The sequence below is a fragment of the Arthrobacter sp. Soil_C_49 genome (genome assembly GCF_057656635.1).
Map to the genome: position 1 here is coordinate 626,240 of NZ_JBDGJZ010000001.1, position 17,778 is coordinate 644,017.

The following is a 17,778-nucleotide window of genomic DNA, read 5'->3' on the forward strand; positions in this document are numbered from 1 at the left end:
TGCACTGCGGCATTCCTAGGCGTTGAAGAACGCCTTCAGGTCGTCGACGCGGTCCAGGCGCTCCCAGGTGAAGTCCGGATCGTCGCGGCCGAAGTGCCCGTGCGCGGCAGTCTTGGCGTAGATGGGCCGCTTCAGGTCCAGGGCGTCGATGATGGCGCGGGGACGGAGGTCAAAGATCTCCGCGATGGCGGCGCTGATGCGGGCAGGATCCACCGTTTCGGTGCCGAAGGTTTCAACGTAGGTTCCCACGGGGCGGGCCTGGCCGATGGCATAGGCGATCTGGATCTCGGCACGCTTGGCCAGTCCTGCTGCCACCACATTCTTGGCGACCCAGCGCATGGCGTACGCAGCCGAGCGGTCCACCTTGGAGGGGTCCTTGCCGGAGAAGGCACCGCCGCCGTGGCGGGCCATGCCGCCGTAGGTGTCAACGATGATTTTCCGGCCGGTGAGGCCGGCGTCGCCGACGGGACCGCCGATGACGAATTCGCCGGCCGGGTTCAGGATGTTCGCTGCCCGGGAAATGTCCAGGTTGGCGCCGGCGAGGACGGGCTCGATGACGATGGAGGCGAGGTCCGCGCGGAGCTGCGCCAGGCTTGCGCCTTCGGCGTGCTGGCTCGAGATAACGACGGTCTCGACGGAGACGGGCAGGTCCTTGTCATAGCCCACGGTCACCTGGGTCTTGCCGTCCGGGCGGAGGTAGGGCAGCTGGCCTGACTTGCGCACTTCGGTGAGCCGCTCCGACAGCCGGTGTGCCAGCCAGATGGGGGTTGGCATGTAGGAGGGAGTCTCGTCGCTGGCGTAGCCGAACATCAGGCCCTGGTCGCCGGCGCCCTGGAGGTCGTAGTCGTCCTCCTGGCGTCCTTCGCGGGCTTCGAGGGAGTTGAAGACTCCCCCGGCGATGTCGTTGGACTGCTGGCCGATGGAAACGGAAACTCCGCAGCGGGCGCCGTCGAAACCGTTGGCCGAGGAGTCGTAACCGATGCCGAGGATGGTTTCGCGGACAATCTGCGGGATTTCGACGTAGGCGTCGGTGGTGACTTCGCCGGCCACGTGGACCAGGCCGGTGGTGGCCATGGTCTCCACGGCTACCCGCGATTCCGGGTCGGCGGCGAGCAGTGCGTCCAGGATGGCGTCACTGATCTGGTCGCAGATCTTGTCCGGGTGGCCCTCGGTGACGGACTCCGAGGTGAAGAGCCGGAGCGCGGAGGGCGTGGCCCCATGGGACTGGGGAAGGTGCAGCGGTAAAGTCACTCAATTACCTTACTTGTTGGAATCCGGACTGCCCCGACGGGACGTCATGCGGTGTCACTCTGCTCAGCGGACGTGCCCGCCGAGCACTCAGATGCGGGGCGATACGCGGTTCAGTTCGAAGCCGATCCGGCTGATGATGGCGGCCGAAACCTGGGTTTTGGTTCCGGACGCCTCCTGTGGTTCGGAGCCCGAGCGGGCCAGGATGACCACGGAGTTGGTGTCCTGGCCGAAGACTTTGTCCGCGCCGACGTGGTTGACCACCAGCAGGTCGCAGCCTTTGCGCTGCAGCTTTGCCTCCGCGTAGGCCAGCACGTCGCCGTGGCTGTCCCCGGTTTCCGCAGCGAACCCGACGATCAGCTGCTCCCCTTCGGCGGGTCCGGAGCTGTTCCGGCGCTCCACGAGCTCGTGCAGGATGTCAGGGTTGCGGACCAGTGTGATCACGGGATCGGCGGTATCGTCGCGCTTCTTGATTTTGGTGCTGGAAACTTCTGCCGGACGGAAGTCGGCTACCGCGGCGGACATAATAACGACGTCGGAATCGGCAGCGGCTGCCAGCGCGGCTTCCCGCAGCTGCAGGGCAGTCTCCACCAGGACCACTTCCACCCCGGCCGGCGGCGGAACTTCCATGTGGGCCGCGATCAGCCTCACTGTTGCTCCGGCGTTACGTGCGGCGACAGCCAGTGCCACACCCTGCTTCCCGGAGGACCGGTTGCCGAGGAAACGGACGGGGTCCAGGGGTTCGCGTGTTCCGCCGGCGCTGATGGTGACGGTGCGGCCGGCCAGCGGCAGCTGGTAGTCCGACTGCCCCTCGACCAGGGCCATCGCGGCCTCGAAAATGACTTCGGGCTCCGGCAGCCTGCCCGGCCCGGAGTCGGATCCTGTCAGCCGGCCGGTAGCGGGTTCGAGGACGGCAACGCCGCGGCTGCGCAGGGTTTCAACATTGGCGCGGGTGGCCGCGTGCTGCCACATTTCGGTGTGCATGGCCGGGGCGAACAGCACCGGGCCGTGGGCCATCAGCAAGGTGTTGGTCAGGAGGTCGCCCGCCTGGCCGGTGGCTGCTTTGGCCAGGAGGTCGGCAGTGGCAGGGGCGATCACCACGAGGTCGGCTTCGTGGCCCAGGCGGACATGGTTGACCTGGTGGACGTCGTCGAAAACGCTGTTGCTGACAGGGTTTCCGGACAACGCCTCCCAAGTGGCGGTGCCCACAAAGCGTGTGGCCGCCTCCGTGGGAATCACTGTGACGTGATGGCCGGCTTCAGTAAAAAGCCGGAGGAGCGATGCCACCTTGTAGGCGGCGATCCCTCCCCCGACTCCGAGGACTATGCGCACGTGACCTCCGTCAACAGCACCTCAGGCGGCAGAATTACTCCGCGGCTTCAATCGGCGTGGAAACCAGCTTGCCTTCGTTGATCTCGCGCAGGGCGATCGAAAGCGACTTCTCGTTCAGCTTGGTGTCAACCAGCGGGCCGACGTACTCGAAGAGGCCCTCGTGCAGCTGGGCGTAGTAGGCGTTGATCTGACGAGCACGCTTGGCACCGAAGATCACCAGGCCGTACTTGGAATCGGCTGCCTCAAGCAGCGAGTCGATCGGCGGGTTGATGATGCCTTCAAGGTTCGTGGACACGAATTCTCCAAATTCCTAGCGGGCTGACGCTTCCCGCGCCCCGTGCGGATGCGGGGTCAGCCCCATGAGTGAAACAAGCTCGTCCGCCGCCCGGCGAACGTCGTCATTGATGACGGTATGGTCGAACTCCGGTTCAGCAGCAAGTTCCAGTTTAGCGGTTTCCAGCCGGCGCTGCTGTTCCTCAGGGGTTTCGGTGCCGCGGCCCACCAGCCGGCGCACCATTTCCTCCCAGCTCGGCGGCGCGAGGAAGACGAACTGGGCGTCCGGAACGGCGGCCTTGACCTGGCGGGCACCCTGCAGGTCGATCTCCAGCAGCACTGAGCGTCCCTCGGCAATGGCCTGGTTCACGGTGCTTTTCAGGGTGCCGTAAGTGTTCTGGCCGTGGACCACTGCCCACTCGAGGAGCTCGCCATCGGCAACGAGCCGCTCGAACTCCTCCTTGGATTTGAAGAAGTAGTGCACCCCGTCGATTTCACCCGGCCGCGGAGCCCGGGTGGTGGCCGAGACGGACAACCAGACCTCCGGGTAGTTGTCCCGGATGAAGGTGGACACGGTGCCTTTGCCAACAGCCGTCGGACCTGCGAGGACTGTCAGTCCAGGTTTTTTACTCACGTATTCCTTTATGCGGATTTCGGGGAAGGCGGCCGGGGCAGCCCTAGTTCTCGTCTATAAAATCTACCAGCGCCCGGCGCTGGTGGATGCCGAGGCCGCGGAGCCTGCGGGAAGCCGCAATGCCCAGCTGCTTCATGATGGCGGCGGCCCGGACTTTGCCGATGCCCGGCAAGGCCTCCAGCAACTCCGATACTTTCATCCGTGCCATGGCTTCATCCTCCACGGCTGCACTGATGATCTCAGCCGCGGATTTGTCGCCGTTCTTCAGGCTTTCCTTGGCGGCAGCCCGTGTCGCCCTGGCTGCCGCGGCCTTGTTCAGGGCATCAGTCCGTTCGGACGCGGATAAGGGTCGCAGCACCATGGGTGACACCCCCGGATTTCGGCGGATATGTCCAAGGGCGGCCGCCCTTGGACTTGTCCTGAAACTACCCTTTGGTGCTGCCCGAATCAATGCATCCGCGGGAAACGGGCAGCTATTTGCCCGCAGTACCCGGCCCGCAGCGCAGTACTTATTCGCTGCGCAGTCCGTCGAGGGTCCGCTGGGCGGCGTCCCGCAGTGCCTGCCGCCGGGGGCCGGCCGAGAGGATCTCCCGGCTGGAGGTTCCGAGGACCTGCCCGTAGGCGTCGCCGAAGGTAGCGCGCAGGTGGGCCGGGGTGGCCCCTTGTGCGCCGAGCCCGGGAGCGAGGATGGGTCCGCGCATGGCGGCGAGATCCACGTCGAGGTCCGCAAGGGCAGAGCCGACAGTGGCGCCCACCACCAGTCCCACAGAGCCAAGCTCCCCCGGGTAACGGCGGTTTTCGCCGCCGGCGGCCAGGGCGATGCGGCGCGCCACGGAGTCCGCTCCCCCGACGTGCTGGACCGAGGCCCCTTCGGGGTTGGACGTCAGGGCGAGGACAAAGACCCCGCGCCCGGTTTCGGCCGCAAGGTCCAGCGCCGGACGCAGTGATTCGAAGCCCAGGTAGGGGCTTAGGGTCACCGAGTCGGCGGCCAGCGGCGAACCGTCGCGGAGCCAGGCGTCGGCGTACGCCGCCATGGTCGAGCCGATATCGCCGCGCTTGGCGTCGGCGATGGTCAGGACCGACTCATCCCGGGCCAGGGCAAGCACTTCCTCCAGGACAGCCATACCTGCGGACCCGTGGCGCTCGTAGAGCGCCACCTGCGGCTTGACCGCGGCAGCGAGGGAAGCCACTGCGTCCAGGGCGGTGAGGGAAAACGCACGGAGGCCGTCGACGTCGTCCTTCAGACCCCAGGCGGACAGCAGGGACGGGTGCGGGTCAATGCCGACGCACAGCGGGCCGCGGGCCGCCATGGCGGCACCGAGCCGGGAGCCGAAGGACTCCCGGCCCTGCACTTCGGAAGACGCTGCTGCCTGCTCAGGCATGCTGCAGGGCCGCTTTCTGGGATTCGGCCAGCGCCGCCGCGTGCTCCTGGAGGCTGGTGACAGACCACTCGTAGGTCCGCATGGCCTCGATGGCCTGGACGGCGGCGTTGAACTCGGCCACCGTGGTGATGCAGGGAATGCCGATGGACGTGGCAGCGGCGCGCAGTTCGTAGCCGTCGCTGCGGGCCTCGCCGCCGGAGGGGGTGTTGAAGACCATATCGATCTCGCCGGCGATGACGAGGTCCGCGATGGTGCCTTCGCCTTCGGCGCTGCTGCCTTCGGCGACCTTGCGGACCGGGGTGGCCTGGATGCCGTTGCGGCGCAGGACATCAGCCGTGCCGCCGGTGGAGACGATCTCGAAGCCGAGGTCAGAGAGCCGCTTGACGCCCATGATCACGGACCGCTTGTCGCGGTTGGCCACCGAGACGAAGATCTTGCCTTCGGTGGGCAGCGCGTTGTTGGCCGCGGCCTGGCTCTTGGCGAACGCGGTGTCGAAGTGCTTGTCGATGCCCATGACCTCGCCGGTGGAACGCATCTCGGGCCCGAGCAGGGAGTCCACCACCTTGCCTTCGAGGGTGCGGAAGCGGCTGAACGGCAGCACTGCCTCCTTGACGGACACCGGAGCGTCCAGCGGCAGGGTGGAGCCGTCGCCCACCTCCGGCAGCATCTTGTAGGCGCTGCGGAGCTGGTTGATGGTCACGCCGGTGCCGATCAGGGCAGCGGCCTTGGCCATCTGTACGCCGGTGGCCTTGGAGACGAACGGCACGGTCCGGGACGCACGGGGGTTGGCTTCAAGGACGTAGAGCACGTCCGAGGCCAGGGCGAACTGGATGTTGATCAGGCCGCGGACGCCCACGCCTTCGGCGATGGCCCGGGTTGCGGTACGGACCCGCTCCAGGACGTTGGTGCCGAGGGTGATGGGCGGCAGGACGCAGGCGGAGTCGCCGGAGTGGATGCCGGCTTCCTCGATATGCTCCATGATGCCGCCCAGGTACATGTCGGTGCCGTCGAAGAGGGCGTCGACGTCGATTTCGACGGCGTCCTCCAGGAATCGGTCAATCAGCACCGGGTGGTCCGGGGTGATTTCCGTGGCGTTCGCGATGTAGCGGGAGAGGTTGGGCTCGTCGTAGACGATCTCCATGCCGCGGCCGCCCAGGACGTAGGACGGGCGGACCAGCACGGGGTAGCCGATCTCATCCGCGATCTTCTTGGCATCCTCGAAGGAGACGGCGGTGCCGTTCTTCGGCGAGACCAGCCCGGCCTTGTCCAGGACCCGGGAGAACATGCCGCGGTGCTCGGCCAGGTCAATGGCTTCCGGCGACGTGCCCAGGATGGGCACGCCGGCGTCGGCGAGCTGCTGCGCGAGCTTCAGCGGGGTCTGGCCGCCGAGCTGGACGAACACGCCCATCACGCCGCCGGTGCGTTCCTCGGCCGCGATGACCTCCAGGACGTCCTCAAGGGTCAGCGGCTCAAAGTACAGGCGGGTGGAGACGTCATAGTCCGTGGACACGGTCTCCGGGTTGCAGTTGACCATGACCGTCTCGTAGCCGGCCTTGCGCAGTGCCATGGAGGCGTGCACGCAGGAGTAGTCGAACTCGATGCCCTGGCCGATGCGGTTGGGACCGGAGCCGAGGATCAGGATGGAGGGCTTGGAGTGCAGCGCAACCTCGTCCTCCTCGTCGTAGGCCGAGTAGTGGTACGGGGTATAGGCGGCGAATTCCGCGGCGCAGGTGTCCACGGTCTTGTAGACGGGGCGGATGCCCAGCGCCTGGCGGACACCGCGGACCACGGCCTCGGAGTTGTGCGTGAGGGCGCCGATCTGCTCGTCGGAGAAGCCGTGCCGCTTGGCCCGCTTCAGCATGTCGGGCGTGAGCGCACCGGCCTGGCGGATTTCGCGGGAGATTTCGTTGAGGAGCTGGAGCTGGTCCAGGAACCACGGGTCGATCTTGGTGGCCTCGAAGAGGTCCTCCACGCTGGCACCGCCAAGGAGGGCGCGCTGGACCTGATGCAGCCGCTCCGTGGTGGGGCGCTTGGCCTTCTCGATGAGTTCAGCCACTTCCCATTCGGGGACGGAGCTGAAGTCCAGCTGCGAGCCCTTCTGCTCCAGCGACCGCAGCGCCTTCTGCAGGGCTTCGGTGAAGTTACGGCCCATGGCCATGGCCTCGCCCACCGACTTCATGGTGGTGGTGAGGGTGTTGTCCGCTGCCGGGAACTTCTCGAACGCGAAGCGCGGCACCTTGACCACCACGTAGTCGAGGGTGGGTTCGAAGGATGCGGGGGTCTTCTGCGTGATGTCGTTCGGGATCTCGTCCAGGGTGTAGCCCAGGGAGAGCTTGGTGGCGATCTTGGCGATGGCGAAGCCGGTGGCCTTGGAGGCCAGCGCCGAGGAACGGGACACGCGGGGGTTCATCTCGATGACCACCACGCGGCCGGTGGCGGGGTCGATGGCGAACTGGATGTTGCAGCCGCCGGTGTCCACGCCCACTTCACGGATGACGGCGATGGAAATGTCGCGCAGCCGCTGGTATTCGCGGTCCGTCAGGGTCAGGGCCGGTGCCACCGTGATGGAGTCGCCGGTGTGCACGCCTACGGGGTCGAAGTTCTCGATGGAGCAGACCACTACGACGTTGTCGTTCTTGTCGCGCATCATCTCAAGCTCGTATTCCTTCCAGCCGAGGATGCTCTCTTCGAGCAGCACCTCGCTGGTGGGGCTGTACTGCAGGCCCTGGCCCACGATGCGGCGGAGGTCGTCCTCGTTGTAGGCAAGGCCCGAGCCGAGGCCGCCCATGGTGAATGATGGGCGGACCACCATGGGGTAGCCGAGGTCGACGGCGGCCTTCAGGGCCTCGTCCATGGTGTGGATGATGTGGCTGCGGGCGGACTCGGCGCCGCAGCGTTCCACCACGCCCTTGAACTTTTCGCGGTCCTCGCCGAGTTCGATGGCGGCGATGTTGGCGCCGATGAGCTCCACGTTGTACTTCTCGAGCACACCGTTCTTGTCCAGCGCGATGGCCGTGTTCAGGGCCGTCTGGCCGCCCAGGGTGGGCAGCACGGCATCCGGGCGCTCCTTGGCGATGATCTTCTCCACCACCTCGGGGGTGATGGGCTCAACGTAGGTGGCGTCGGCGAACTCCGGGTCGGTCATGATGGTGGCCGGGTTGGAGTTGACCAGGATGACCCGCAGGCCTTCCTCCTTGAGGACGCGCAGCGCCTGCGTGCCGGAGTAGTCGAATTCCGCGGCCTGGCCGATGACGATCGGGCCGGAACCAATGACGAGGACGCTCTTGAGATCTGTACGTTTCGGCATTACTTCTTGTCCTCAGTCTTGTTGTCGTTTTTGTGTTCAGCGCCGGCTGAATGTGCGGAGTCCACGGGGTCCTTGGACAAATTGGCAGTTTTACCGTCCCGGGTGCCCTCCATCAGGTCGATGAAGCGGTCGAACAGGTAGGCGGCGTCGTGCGGTCCGGCCGCTGCCTCGGGGTGGTACTGCACGGAGAAGGCGGGGATGTCCAGGCAGGCGAGGCCTTCCACGACGTCGTCGTTCAGGCTGACGTGGCTGACCTCGACGCGCCCGTAGCGTGCCTCGGGAGCCTGGGTGGCGCCGTCGAGCGGTGCATCCACGGCGAAGCCGTGGTTCTGCGAGGTGATCTCCACCTTGCCGGTGCGGCGGTCCATAACGGGCTGGTTGATGCCGCGGTGGCCGTAGCGCAGCTTGTAGGTGCCGAAGCCCAGGGCGCGGCCCAGGATCTGGTTGCCGAAGCAGATGCCGAAGTACGGCAGCTTTTCGTCCAGGACGGAGCGGAGGAGCTTGACCTGGGTGTCGGCGGTGGCGGGGTCGCCGGGGCCGTTGGACATAAAGAAACCGTCCGGGTTGACAGCCTTGACGTCCTCGAGGGTGGCGGTGGCCGGGAGCACGTGGACGCGGACGCCGCGCTCGGCGAACCGGACGGGGGTCATTGCTTTGATGCCGAGGTCGACGGCGGCGATGCTGAACCGGGGTTCGCCGTCCCAGCCGTGGTCCTTCGGTTCCACGACGTAGGCCTCGTCCACGCTGACTTCCTCGGCCAGCCGGGCGCCTTCCATCGGGGCGCTGGCGAGGACTGCCTCAAGCAGCTCCTTGTCCGTGGCCTGGGCGGCGTCGCCGGAGAAGATGCCGGCGCGCATGGTCTTGTGCTCGCGGAGATGGCGGGTGATGGCGCGGGTGTCGACGCCCTGGATGCCGACGATGCCCTGGGCCACGAGTTCCTCGTCCAGGGAGCGCTCGGAGCGCCAGTTGGAGGGGCGGCGGGCGGCATCGCGGACGATGTAGCCGGCCACCCAGATGCGGCGGGACTCGGCGTCGTCATTGTTTACTCCGGTGTTGCCGATGTGCGGTGCGGTCTGCACCACCAGCTGCCGGGCGTAGGAGGGGTCGGTGATGGTTTCCTGGTAGCCGGTCATCCCGGTGGCGAAGACTGCCTCGCCCAGGGCGGTTCCGGTGGCGCCGTAGCTGCTTCCGCGGAAGATGCGGCCGTCTTCGAGGACGAGCGCAGCGGGAGCTGATACAGGAGCGGAAACTGGGGCGGATACTGCGGTGTTTGTTGTCACTTGCTTACTTTCCACTATTGGCATCAGCCGCGGGGGCCGAAGAAATCAATTCCTGAAGTGCTGCGAAAAGCACGTTTCTGTCCTCTGCCCGGCGGGTCCGGAAGCCGGTGTCCAGCTCGTGGCTGCCGTGCACCCACGCCAGGACCAGGAGGCCGTCCTTCTCCACGAACTTGCCCGCCATGCCGCTGTCCAGCCGGACCCCGGTGAGGGACGCCGCAGGAATGTACAGCGCCGGGGCGCCCGACCGGTCAAAGAGGACACCGTGCGGATAGACCTCCACTGTGGCGTTGGTCCGGATGCCCAGCCCGTGCACGGCGATCCGGTCCAGCCAGTCGCCGCCGGTGGTGGACGCGACGTACTGCCCCTCGGCGCCGGCGAGCGGCTCCCCCGGCGCCTCCGGCACCAGCGGCAACTGTTCGACGTCGGCCTGGCGCCTCAGGCGGTTCCGCCAGCCCAGGCCGATGAGGGCGAAGGCTGCGGCGATAAGGGCCAGCGTGATGACCAGCGAGAGCAGCTGGGTGTCCATCAGGCGGCACCCACGGACGCCGCGTGCGGGTACGGGATGTTGAGCTTGCCGTCCAGCACGGTGGGGTGGCCCTTGAAGAACGTGGCCACCACCTTGCCGGGCAGCTCCATGCCCTTGAACGGGGAGTTGCGTCCCATGGTGGCCATCTTGGCGGGCTCCACCGTCCAGCGCGCGGCGGGGTCCACCAGGATGATGTTGGCGGGCTCCCCCGTTTCCAGCGGCCGGCCCTGGTCTTCCAGCCGGCCGATCCTGGCGGCAGCCGAGGAGGTGACCCGGGCGAAATCCGCCCAGCTGATCAGGCCGGTCTCGATCATGGTGTGCTGCACCACGGACAGTGCCGTTTCCAGGCCGGTCATGCCCATGGCGGCCTGGGCCCACTCGCATTCCTTGTGCTCGCTGGGGTGCGGCGCGTGGTCGGTGCCGACGACGTCGATGGTCCCGTCTGCGAGCCCGGCACGCAGCGCCTGGACGTCGGCGTCGGTGCGCAGCGGCGGGTTCACCTTGTACACGGGGTCGTAGCTGCGGACCAGGTCATCGGTCAGCAGCAGGTGGTGCGGGGTGACCTCCGCCGTGACGTTGATGCCGCGCTGCTTCGCCCAGCGGATGATTTCCACTGAACCCGCGGTGGAGACGTGGCAGACGTGGAGCCGGGAGCCAACGTGCTGGGCCAGCAGTACGTCGCGGGCGATGATGCTCTCCTCGGCCACGGCGGGCCAGCCGGTGAGTCCCAGGACCGCGGAGACTTCGCCTTCGTTCATCTGGGCACCGGCAGTCAGGCGCGGTTCCTGGGCGTGCTGGGCCACCACGCCGTCGAACGCCTTGACGTACTCCAGCGCACGGCGCATGAGGACGGGATCGTGGACGCAGATGCCGTCGTCGGAGAACATCCGGACCCGGGCGCGGGAATCGGCCATGGCGCCCAGTTCGGCGAGCTGCTCGCCGGCCAGGCCCACGGTGACGGCGCCCACGGGGCGCACGTCTACCCAGCCGGCCGCCTGGCCGAGGCTGTAGACCTGCTCCACCACGCCGGCGGTGTCGGCCACGGGAGTGCTGTTGGCCATCGCGTGGACGGCAGTGTACCCGCCGAGGGCAGCGGCCCGGGTTCCGGTTTCCACGGTCTCGGCGTCCTCGCGGCCGGGCTCGCGGAGGTGGGTGTGCACGTCCACCATGCCGGGCAGTGCCACCAGGCCGGCGGCGTCGATGACGGTGGCCCCGTCAGTTGACAGGCCGGTTCCGGTCTCGGCGATAACGCCGTCGCGGATCAGCAGGTCTGCCGGCTCGCCGCCCAGGAGCGAGGCGCCGCGGATCAGATAGGTTCCGGTGTTGGCTGCCATCAGTTGCTCTCCTTGGTGGAATGGGTGCCGGCATACGCCAGGGCGGGGGCGGCTGGTTCGCGGGTGTCCCCGGAGAGCAGCAGGTAAAGGGCTGCCATCCGCACGGACACGCCGTTGCGGACCTGGGCCAGGACGGTGGAGCGGGGGGAATCGGCGGCGGCCGCCGAGATTTCCAGGCCCCGGTTCATGGGCCCGGGGTGCATGATGATGGTGTCCTTCATGCCCAGGGAGTCCAGCGCGCGCAGCCGGTTGTCGTCAAAACCCCACCGGCGCGAGTATTCCCGGGTGCTGGGAAAGAAGGACGCGTTCATGCGTTCGCCCTGCACCCGGAGCATCATCACGGCGTCGGCGCCCTGCTCAAGGGTTTCGTCCATGTTGTAGCTGACCTTGCAGGGCCATTTTTCGACGCCGATGGGCAGCAGGGTGGGCGGCGCCACCAGGGTTACCTCGGCGCCGAGGGTGCGCAGGAGCCAGACGTTGGAACGGGCCACGCGGGAGTGCAGGACGTCTCCGGCGATGGCCACCCGCATTCCCTTGAGGTCCGCGCCTTCGGACCCGGTGCCGGCCAGGCGGGCCCAGTGGCGGCGCATCGTGAAGGCGTCAAGCAGCGCCTGGGTGGGGTGTTCGTGGGTGCCGTCCCCGGCGTTGATGACGGCGGCATCGATCCAGTCGGTCGCGGCCAGCCGGTGCGGAGCCCCTGAGGCCCAGTGCCGGATGACGACGGCGTCAGCGCCCATCGCGGACAGCGTCTGGGCGGTGTCCTTCAGGGACTCCCCCTTGGAGACTGAGGAGCCTTTCGCGGCGAAGTTGATGACGTCAGCGGACAGGCGCTTGGCGGCGGCCTCGAAGGAGATGCGCGTGCGGGTGGAGTCCTCGAAGAAGAGGTTCACTACGGTGCGGCCGCGCAGTGCGGGCAGTTTCTTGACTTCGCGGTCGCCCACTGCAGCCATTTCCTCGGCGGTATCGAGGATGCGGATGGCGTTGGCGAGGCTCAGGTCTTCGGTGGAAAGGAGATGCTTCACGAGCGGCCCTCGATCACTACTTCGTTGACGGGGGTGCCGCCGGGGGCGGTGTCCGTTTCCTCGAGCCGGACGCGGACTTTCTCCGCCGAGGAGGTGGGCAGGTTCTTGCCTACGTGGTCTGCCCGGATGGGGAGCTCGCGGTGGCCGCGGTCAATCAGCACGGCGAGCCGCACAATGCGGGGCCGGCCCAGGTCCACGAGGGCGTCCAGGGCGGCGCGGATGGTGCGGCCCGAGTACAGGACGTCGTCGATGAGGACCACCACTTTGTTGTCGATGCCGGTGCGCGGCAGCTTCGTGGGGTACGGCGGGCGCGTGCCCTGGTGGGACAGGTCGTCACGGAACATGGTGACGTCGAGCTGGCCGGTGATGGCTGCGGCGTCCACGCTGGGATCGGCAGCGGCGATCTTTGCGGCGAGCCGGGCAGCCAGCGGGTAACCGCGGCGCGGAATGCCGAGCAGGACGAGGTCCTGGGAACCCTTGTTGGCCTCGAGGATCTCATGGGCGATACGAGTGAGGGCCCGGTCGATGTCCGCCTGGCTGAGGACCACCCTGGCTGGAACCGGTGCGCTGGTGACAGAAGTCAACGCTCGTCTCCCCTTTCCCCGCCTCACAGGACGGAATTAAAAAAGGATCATGTGCGCTTCAAAATTACCACACAGGCCTGCCGGGCCCGTCCCGGAAGGACGCGGTGATGGTCACACTTTTCCGCCGCTGGCGGACAGGATCCTTGGCGGTGCGGCAGGAGCCACCTAGGCTTTCGGATATGTCGATGCACCCCCGCTACCCTGCGTCCGGACCGCCTGAGGATCCCTACCGCGGGGGTACTCCACTTCCCCGCGAAGCCAACCCGACCTGGATGGGCCAGGTGCAGCCCGGGAACTACCGCTCCGCCCCGGGGCACCAGGGCCGGCCCGTAGACGCCCTGGTGCCGCCGCAGGAGTCAGTGATGCGGGCGGGCCGGGCCCGGAGCGGTAGCCTGGTGGCGCTGACCATCGGCGGCAGTACGCTGGCCTTCCTCAGCCTCTTCCTGGTGGTGCCGTTTCTGTTGTCGAACACGGGGCCAGCGGGGTTCCTGATCGGTTTCCTGGCATCGCTGATCCCCCTGTCGGTGGTCCTCCTGGCGGTCTACGTCATCGATAAGTGGGAACCCGAGCCAAAACGGCTCCTGTTCTTCGCCTTCACCTGGGGCGCTGCAGTTTCGATTGCGGTGACCTTGCTGATCCAGCCATTTTTTGTCCTGGGCTTCCAGTTTTCCGATGAGGCGGACCTGCAGACGTTTATGGCCACTGTCCAGGCGCCCATCGTGGAGGAGTTCGCCAAATCCCTGGGGCTGCTGCTCCTGCTGATACTGGCCAGGCGGCATTTTGACGGCCCGGTGGACGGGGTGGTTTTCGCTTTCACCATTGCCGGCGGCTTCGCCTTCACCGAGAACATCCTGTACTTCGGCAGGGCCATCGCGGAATCGGCGGACCCTGCCGGCGACTTCGCCCAGGTGTTTTTCCTCCGCGGCGTCATGTCCCCCTTTGCCCACGCCATCTTCACCGGCACCACGGGGCTGGTCATGGGGTTCGCCGCCCGCCGCGGAGGAACCGGCGCCGCGATAGGCGCATTTGTCCTCGGGCTGCTGCCGGCCATGTTCCTGCACAACCGCTGGAACAGCATGGGGCAGGGCTTCCTGGTGGACTACATCCTGGTCCAGGTTCCCCTCTTCTTCCTGGCCGTGGGCGGCATCGTCCTCCTGCGGGTTGCCGAGAAGCGGCTGACCCGGCAGCGCCTGCTCGAATACTCCGCCGCCGGCTGGTTCACCCCCGCCGAAGTGGAGCTACTAGCCACCTTCGGCGGCCGCCGGACTGCCCTGAACTGGGCAGGCAGCTATGGCAGGAAACGGCAGATGAAGGACTTCATGAAAGCCGCGACGCACCTGGCCAACACCCGCCAGCGGATCCTCAGCGGCCGTGATGTCCAGCTGCACCAGGCCGAGGAGCGGCAGCAGCTGCAGCGGATCCTGGCCCTGCGCGCCGCCGTCGCCGGTTAGGTCCACGGCGCCTCCCACCCGCGAAGGGCGGAAGTGACGTTAGATTCGGAAAGGGCCGGCGTCCACCATGGTGGACGCCGGCCCTTTCCGTTGCTGCCGCTCAGGCGAGCAGGGAAGGCTTCAGCTGCTGCAGGCGGCCGAGGAGGCCGTTGATGAACTGCGGCGACTCGTCGGTGGAGAGCGTCTTGGCCAGCGCCACCGCTTCACTCACCGCCACGCCGTCCGGGACGTCGTCGTTGTAGAGGAGCTCCCAGGTGCCGATGCGGAGGATGATGCGGTCAACCGACGGCATACGCTCAAGGCTCCAGCCCTGCGAATAGGTTTCGAGGAATTCGTCGATGGCCGTCTGCTGGGAGAGCACGCCTTCGACGATCTCGAGGGTGTAGGGGTTGATGATCTGGTCGGTCTTCTCCCGGCGTGCCCGGAGCACGTCGAAAGCCGAAACCGAGCGCTGCTCGGCTTCGAAAAGTACATCCAGGGCCCTGTTACGGGCTTTACCGCGGGCGCTCACTACTCGGTGACCCGGCCAAGGTAGCTGCCGTCGCGGGTGTCCACCTTCACCTTGGTGTTGTTCTCGATGAACAGCGGGACCTGGATCTCGTAGCCGGTTTCCAGGGTTGCGGGCTTGGTGCCGGCGGAGGAGCGGTCACCCTGCAGGCCCGGCTCGGTGTAGGTGATTTCGAGGACGACGCTCGGCGGCAGTTCGATGTAAAGCGGGGTGCCCTCGTGGATGGCAATGTTGACCATCTGGTTCTCGAGCATGAAGTTGGTGGCGTCGCCAACAGTGGCACCGGAGACCGTGATCTGGTCGTAGTCGGAGGTGTCCATGAACACGAAGTCCGCGCCGTCCTGGTACAGGTACTGGTAATCGCGGCGGTCCACGGTGGCGGTTTCGATCTTGAGTCCGGCGTTGAACGTCTTGTCCACAACCTTGCCGGACATCACGTTGCGCATCTTGGTGCGTACGAAGGCGCCGCCCTTGCCCGGCTTGACGTGCTGGAATTCGATAATGTTCCAGAGCTGGCCCTCAAGCTTCAGGACCGTTCCGTTCTTGATGTCGTTAGTGGTTGCCACTGGTATCCTCTGGTTTCTCTGTCTGGTCGCGTTGTCAGACGCTGTATGCCGGGCGGCAGGCCAGGCGGCGTGCCAGCTCGTATTTGTCAAAAATCGGAGTTCGAAAAAATTCAAATACCATTCTACCGGTAAATCGGGGGTGCCCCAGGTCCGGCGTCCGGGCGGGGTGTGCTGTCCGGCGTCAGCAGGCCAGGTCCAGCACATCCCGGGCGCGCTGGAGCGCCACTGTGGAGGAGTAAATCAGGGCGGCATCAGCCGACTCGGCCACCCGCAGATCCAGGGCACGGGCGAAGGATTCGACTGCTGCCGAGGTCTGGCCCGCCGTGTACTGGGTTTTGCCCAGGAACTGCAGGACCAGCGCTTCACGGGGCGTCCCCTGTACTTCGGCGAGCAGCTGCCGGAACAGCTCCACGGCCCGGTCCATGCGGTTGGACACCCGCAGCACTTCGGCTTCGAAGGCCCTCAGCCGGAAGGATTCCGGATCCTTGAACCGGGCCTCGGCCAGCAGTTCGGCAGCCTCGGCGGCATGGCCTTCCACCAGCAGCACAAAGATGTGGTCAGCCGGGTCGGTGGAGACGGCCAGGGCTTCCCGGCAGGCGTCCTCGTTCACGATTTCCGGCAGCAGGGTCTCGGGGTTGATGCGGATGCCGGGGAACCCGGCTTCCGGCCAGTCTGTTGTGCCTTCCATGTCGCCCTGCATCAGGAAGCAATTTCCTGGTAGGCGGCGAACAGCAGCGATGTGTCCGGGACATCGAGGATCCCCGGCTTGGCCACCCCATCCAGGACCACGAAGCGCAGAAGGTCGCCGCGGGACTTCTTGTCCCGCCGCATGCCGTCGAGCAGTCCCTGCCAGCGGTCCTTCCGGTAGGTGACCGGAAGCCCCAGTCCGTCGAGGATGCTGCGGTGCCGGTCGGCGTCGGTGTCACTGAGCCGTCCCACGCTGCGGGCAAGCTCGGCAGCGAACATCATGCCCACGGAGACGGCGGCCCCGTGGCGCCAGGAGTAGCGCTCCACCAGCTCGATCGCGTGGCCCAGCGTGTGGCCGTAGTTCAGGATCTCGCGCAGGCCGGACTCTTTCAGGTCCTCCGAGACCACCTTTGCCTTCACGGCAATGGCCCGCTCAATGAGCTCGCGGAGGGCGGCCGACTGCGGGTCCGCTACGGCTTCCGGGTCCTTTTCAACGAGGTCAAGGATGGCGGGGTCGGCGATGAAGCCGCACTTGATGACTTCCGCCATGCCGGAAATGATCTCATTCTTAGGCAGCGTGTTCAGCGTATCGAGGTCCGCCAGCACGGCGGCGGGCGGGTGGAATGCCCCCACCAGGTTCTTTCCCTCGGCGGTGTTGATGCCGGTTTTGCCGCCCACGGAGGCGTCCACCATGCCCAACAGGCTGGTGGGCATGTGGATGACCTTGACGCCGCGCAGCCAGGTGGCCGCGACGAATCCGGCAAGGTCCGTGACGGCCCCTCCCCCGACGGCCACGATCGCATCGGAGCGCGTAAAGTCGTTCTGCCCCAGGACCTGCCAGCAGAAGGCAGCCACCTGGATGTGCTTGCCCTCTTCGGCGTCGGGAATTTCAGCGGTCAGCGAGGTGAAACCTGCCGCGGCCAGCTCGTCACGCACGGTATCGCCGGTGAGCCGGAGGGCGCGGGGATGGATGACCAGGACCCGCCGGACCCGCTCACCGAGCAGGCCGGGAAGGTCACCGAGCAGTCCGCGGCCCACCACCACGTCGTAGTTGTTGGCGGCGGATTCGCCGGTGACCTTGATGACTGTTGATTCGGCGCTCACTTTTCAACTTCCTGTTTGGCAGCTGCGTAGTCCCGCAGTGCTGCTTCCAGTCGGCGCCCCAGCTCGGAAACCGAGCCGTGGCGCACGTCCAGGGTGATATCTGCCAGCCGCTCGTAGACCGGCTTGCGGGTGGCGAACATGGCTGTCCAGCGTCCCATCGCATCCCCCGCGAGCAGGGGCCGTCCGGAGTTCCGGGCGATGCGGCTTGCAACGGTGTCAGCGTCGCACTCGAGGTACACCACGGTGCAGCGGCCGATCAGCTGCTGCGTCCCGGAGTCCAGGACGGCTCCGCCGCCGAGGGAGATGACGGTGGTGGTGCCGTCTGCAGCTTCGACGACGTCGGCCACTGTCCGCGCCTCAATTTCCCGGAAGGCATGTTCGCCGCGGCCGGCGAAGATGTCTGCGATGGATCCGTGGGCGGCAACGATAACGGCGTCGGTGTCCACGAACGGGACCCCGAGCTGCTGGGCCAGCTGGTGTCCGATGGCGGATTTGCCGACGGCCATGGGCCCGATGAGAACCACCGGACGGCCCATGGAC

Annotated in this window: 18 protein-coding genes; 1 reads left to right on the forward strand and 17 read right to left on the reverse strand. The window is 66.8% G+C overall.

What is annotated here, in order from left to right; genetic code table 11:
• Positions 1-15 precede the first annotated feature (15 nt).
• From metK to pyrR, 12 genes are all read right to left on the reverse strand, one after another.
• A complete protein-coding gene (gene metK, locus AC3A4Z_RS02900) occupies positions 16-1,251 on the reverse strand; it encodes a methionine adenosyltransferase (RefSeq protein WP_050054961.1) in 1,236 nt (411 codons plus the stop codon).
• An 87-nt stretch (positions 1,252-1,338) separates the two neighbouring features.
• On the reverse strand, positions 1,339-2,580 hold the full coding sequence (coaBC, locus tag AC3A4Z_RS02905; protein ID WP_498709928.1) for a bifunctional phosphopantothenoylcysteine decarboxylase/phosphopantothenate--cysteine ligase CoaBC: 1,242 nt from the start codon (positions 2,578-2,580) through the stop codon (positions 1,339-1,341).
• A 34-nt stretch (positions 2,581-2,614) separates the two neighbouring features.
• Complete coding sequence (rpoZ, locus tag AC3A4Z_RS02910) at positions 2,615-2,875, reverse strand: DNA-directed RNA polymerase subunit omega (protein ID WP_003800778.1); 261 nt, start codon at positions 2,873-2,875, stop codon at positions 2,615-2,617.
• A gap of 15 nt (positions 2,876-2,890) precedes the next feature.
• The gene (gene gmk / locus AC3A4Z_RS02915; RefSeq protein ID WP_498709929.1) at positions 2,891-3,487 is read right to left on the reverse strand and encodes a guanylate kinase; all 597 of its coding nucleotides are present in this window, start codon (positions 3,485-3,487) and stop codon (positions 2,891-2,893) included.
• 43 nt (positions 3,488-3,530) lie between these two features.
• Complete coding sequence (gene mihF, locus AC3A4Z_RS02920) at positions 3,531-3,848, reverse strand: integration host factor, actinobacterial type (RefSeq protein WP_498709930.1); 318 nt, start codon at positions 3,846-3,848, stop codon at positions 3,531-3,533.
• Between the two features lie 148 nt (positions 3,849-3,996).
• Positions 3,997-4,869 (reverse strand): orotidine-5'-phosphate decarboxylase, encoded by an 873-nt coding sequence (gene pyrF, locus AC3A4Z_RS02925; RefSeq protein WP_493968979.1) that lies wholly within the window; start codon positions 4,867-4,869, stop codon positions 3,997-3,999.
• On the reverse strand, positions 4,862-8,176 hold the full coding sequence (carB, locus tag AC3A4Z_RS02930; RefSeq protein WP_498709931.1) for a carbamoyl-phosphate synthase large subunit: 3,315 nt from the start codon (positions 8,174-8,176) through the stop codon (positions 4,862-4,864). Before carB ends, pyrF begins: the two co-directional genes overlap by 8 nt.
• Positions 8,176-9,480, reverse strand: coding sequence for a glutamine-hydrolyzing carbamoyl-phosphate synthase small subunit (gene carA, locus AC3A4Z_RS02935; protein ID WP_493968977.1), 1,305 nt, complete (start codon positions 9,478-9,480; stop codon positions 8,176-8,178). Before carA ends, carB begins: the two co-directional genes overlap by 1 nt.
• A complete protein-coding gene (locus AC3A4Z_RS02940) occupies positions 9,461-9,982 on the reverse strand; it encodes a PH-like domain-containing protein (protein ID WP_498709933.1) in 522 nt (173 codons plus the stop codon). The genes carA and AC3A4Z_RS02940 overlap by 20 nt, the downstream gene beginning before the upstream one ends.
• Positions 9,982-11,316: a dihydroorotase gene (locus AC3A4Z_RS02945; protein ID WP_498709934.1), complete on the reverse strand. Its 1,335-nt coding sequence runs from the start codon at positions 11,314-11,316 to the stop codon at positions 9,982-9,984. The genes AC3A4Z_RS02940 and AC3A4Z_RS02945 overlap by 1 nt, the downstream gene beginning before the upstream one ends.
• Positions 11,316-12,338: an aspartate carbamoyltransferase catalytic subunit gene (locus AC3A4Z_RS02950; protein WP_493968974.1), complete on the reverse strand. Its 1,023-nt coding sequence runs from the start codon at positions 12,336-12,338 to the stop codon at positions 11,316-11,318. Before AC3A4Z_RS02950 ends, AC3A4Z_RS02945 begins: the two co-directional genes overlap by 1 nt.
• Entirely contained in the window at positions 12,335-12,922 is a 588-nt protein-coding gene (gene pyrR, locus AC3A4Z_RS02955) for a bifunctional pyr operon transcriptional regulator/uracil phosphoribosyltransferase PyrR (protein ID WP_498709935.1), read from the reverse strand. Before pyrR ends, AC3A4Z_RS02950 begins: the two co-directional genes overlap by 4 nt.
• A 179-nt stretch (positions 12,923-13,101) precedes the next feature.
• Between pyrR and AC3A4Z_RS02960 the strand changes: the two genes are divergently transcribed.
• The gene (locus tag AC3A4Z_RS02960) at positions 13,102-14,373 is read left to right on the forward strand and encodes a PrsW family intramembrane metalloprotease (protein WP_498709936.1); all 1,272 of its coding nucleotides are present in this window, start codon (positions 13,102-13,104) and stop codon (positions 14,371-14,373) included.
• A 100-nt stretch (positions 14,374-14,473) separates the two neighbouring features.
• Here AC3A4Z_RS02960 and nusB read toward each other — a convergent pair whose 3' ends face one another.
• The 5 genes from nusB to AC3A4Z_RS02985 form a co-directional block, all read right to left on the reverse strand.
• Complete coding sequence (gene nusB / locus AC3A4Z_RS02965; protein ID WP_050054942.1) at positions 14,474-14,884, reverse strand: transcription antitermination factor NusB; 411 nt, start codon at positions 14,882-14,884, stop codon at positions 14,474-14,476.
• On the reverse strand, positions 14,884-15,447 hold the full coding sequence (efp, locus tag AC3A4Z_RS02970) for an elongation factor P (protein ID WP_050054941.1): 564 nt from the start codon (positions 15,445-15,447) through the stop codon (positions 14,884-14,886). Before efp ends, nusB begins: the two co-directional genes overlap by 1 nt.
• Before the next feature lie 181 nt (positions 15,448-15,628).
• Entirely contained in the window at positions 15,629-16,147 is a 519-nt protein-coding gene (locus AC3A4Z_RS02975; RefSeq protein ID WP_307609795.1) for a tetratricopeptide repeat protein, read from the reverse strand.
• Positions 16,147-17,238, reverse strand: a complete 1,092-nt coding sequence (gene aroB / locus AC3A4Z_RS02980) for a 3-dehydroquinate synthase (RefSeq protein ID WP_493968971.1) — start codon at positions 17,236-17,238, stop codon at positions 16,147-16,149. Before aroB ends, AC3A4Z_RS02975 begins: the two co-directional genes overlap by 1 nt.
• The gene (locus AC3A4Z_RS02985; protein ID WP_200900794.1) at positions 17,235-17,774 is read right to left on the reverse strand and encodes a shikimate kinase; all 540 of its coding nucleotides are present in this window, start codon (positions 17,772-17,774) and stop codon (positions 17,235-17,237) included. Before AC3A4Z_RS02985 ends, aroB begins: the two co-directional genes overlap by 4 nt.
• Positions 17,775-17,778: the final 4 nt, after the last annotated feature.

What these genes read in the sequence shown, in the direction of transcription:
- pyrF (WP_493968979.1), bottom strand. Translation starts at nt 4,869, where the DNA reads ATGCCTGAGCAGGCAGCAGCGTCTTCCGAAGTGCAGGGCCGGGAGTCC.
- AC3A4Z_RS02985 (WP_200900794.1), bottom strand. Translation starts at nt 17,774, where the DNA reads ATGGGCCGTCCGGTGGTTCTCATCGGGCCCATGGCCGTCGGCAAATCC.
- AC3A4Z_RS02945 (WP_498709934.1), bottom strand. Translation starts at nt 11,316, where the DNA reads ATGGCAGCCAACACCGGAACCTATCTGATCCGCGGCGCCTCGCTCCTG.
- mihF (WP_498709930.1), bottom strand. Translation starts at nt 3,848, where the DNA reads ATGGTGCTGCGACCCTTATCCGCGTCCGAACGGACTGATGCCCTGAAC.
- AC3A4Z_RS02975 (WP_307609795.1), bottom strand. Translation starts at nt 16,147, where the DNA reads ATGCAGGGCGACATGGAAGGCACAACAGACTGGCCGGAAGCCGGGTTC.
- carA (WP_493968977.1), bottom strand. Translation starts at nt 9,480, where the DNA reads ATGCCAATAGTGGAAAGTAAGCAAGTGACAACAAACACCGCAGTATCC.
- AC3A4Z_RS02940 (WP_498709933.1), bottom strand. Translation starts at nt 9,982, where the DNA reads ATGGACACCCAGCTGCTCTCGCTGGTCATCACGCTGGCCCTTATCGCC.
- AC3A4Z_RS02960 (WP_498709936.1), top strand. Translation starts at nt 13,102, where the DNA reads ATGTCGATGCACCCCCGCTACCCTGCGTCCGGACCGCCTGAGGATCCC.
- carB (WP_498709931.1), bottom strand. Translation starts at nt 8,176, where the DNA reads ATGCCGAAACGTACAGATCTCAAGAGCGTCCTCGTCATTGGTTCCGGC.